The organism is Streptomyces sp. NPDC054847 (assembly GCF_053610925.1).
Window position 1 is genome coordinate 1 of sequence record NZ_JBSGZJ010000754.1, and the last position, 1,545, is coordinate 1,545.

Annotated in this window: 2 protein-coding genes; both read left to right on the forward strand. The window is 74.9% G+C overall.

Translation table 11 applies throughout. The features are described from left to right. A partial coding sequence (locus ACWGH4_RS34985) for a 3-oxoacyl-[acyl-carrier-protein] synthase III C-terminal domain-containing protein (RefSeq protein WP_453467931.1) occupies nt 1–678 on the forward strand: 678 nt, incomplete at its 5' end. Continuing rightward, nucleotides 669–1,391, forward strand: a complete 723-nt coding sequence (locus ACWGH4_RS34990; protein ID WP_453467933.1) for a transglutaminase-like domain-containing protein — start codon at nt 669–671, stop codon at nt 1,389–1,391. The genes ACWGH4_RS34985 and ACWGH4_RS34990, both read left to right, overlap by 10 nt. Nucleotides 1,392–1,545 lie beyond the last annotated feature (154 nt).

The window sequence follows — 1,545 nt, forward strand, 5'->3', positions numbered from 1 at the left end:
CATCTGGCGGCCGGCCCGGCCGGCCGGGCGGCGATGATCACCGCCGCGGACCGGTTCGGCGACGGCGCCTGGGACCGGTGGCGTGCCGCGCCGCCGGTGTTCGTCTTCGGTGACGGGGCGAGCGCCGCCGTGGTGACCCGCGGTGCGGGTTTCGCCCGGGTCGTGTCCACCGTGTCCGTCGCCGACACCGGTCTGGAGGGCATGCAGCGCGGCGCGATGCCGTTCTCCGCCGACCCGCGGGCCGGCTACCCGATCGGCTTCTTCGACCGGGTGATGGAGTTCTCCGACACCCTCGCCGGCGGGCTCGACGAGGCCAAGCGGCGCATGGCGGACCTGATGCAGCGGGCCGGTGCCAAGGCCATGGCGGAGGCCGGGATCACCGCCGCCGACGTGCGGTGGGTGGCCGGGCCGGCGCTGGGACGCGAGGCGCTGTACGAGCAGTGCCTGGACCCGCTGGGCATCGACATCGACCGCTCCACCTGGCCGTTCGCCCGCCGGGTGGGACATGTGGGCTGCACCGACCAGTTGGCCGCCCTCGACGACCTGATCGTCTCCGGCGCGATCGGGGCGGGCGACCGGGTGCTGGTCGCGGGGCTGGGCGGCGGCTACAACTGCACGGTCGCCGTGCTGGAGTTCACCGCCGTACCCGCCGTACCGGAGGCCGGGGAATGTCGCTGACGCCGGCCGTGGTGCGGATGCCCGAGGACGTGCGCCGCTGTCTGGAACCCGGCCGCTATGTCGACAGCGCCCACCCCGCGGTGCGGGAGGCCGCGGCCCGCATCGCGCCGGGCGCGCACGGCGTCGACAAGGCGCGTGCCCTGTACGAGCAGGTACGCGACCGGATCGGCTACTGCAGCATCCCGCCGGGCCGGGCGATCTCCATGGGCGCGTATCTGCGGGACCAGGAGACCTACCGGGCCAGCAGCGTGCTCGCCGAGGGGCACGGCTTCTGCGTGAGCAAGGCGTCGCTGCTGACGGCGCTGGCGCGGGCGTCGGGCATTCCGGCCCGGGTGGCGTTCGCCGACGTGGTCAACCACCATCACACCGGGCGGCGGCTGCGGGCGGCGACCGGCACCGACGTGTTCGCCTGGCACGGCTACAGCGAACTGTGGCTGGAGGGCCGCTGGGTGAAGGCGACCCCGATGTTCCACCGCACACTGTGCGAACGGCTGGGCGTGGAACCGACCGACTTCGACGGCCGCGGCGACGCGCTGCTGCCCGACCGGGACCGGCGGGGCGCGGCGTTCTTCTCCTACGCCGCCCGGCACGGCAGTTTCCACGACGTGCCGGCCCGGTTCCTCACCACGCAGATCCCGCAGCGCTATCCGGGGCTGGACGAGTACCGGCAGCTGCCGGACGCGGGGTCGGCGGCGGGCCGGACCGGTCCGTAGCGCGGGTTCCGGGCGTTCGGCGGATCATCGGCGCCGGCGTGACCTGGTCCGCCCTGGAGGAGCGGGGGCCGGGCGCCGGCGGAGCGGTCGTCGGCCGCGTCCGGAGGGCGTAACGGCGAAGGCCCCGGGGCGTTGCTTCGGTTCAAGGGGTCGT

Bases quoted from the DNA above. Each gene is read 5' to 3' on its own strand.
- ACWGH4_RS34990 (WP_453467933.1), top strand. From the start codon at position 669: ATGTCGCTGACGCCGGCCGTGGTGCGGATGCCCGAGGACGTGCGCCGC.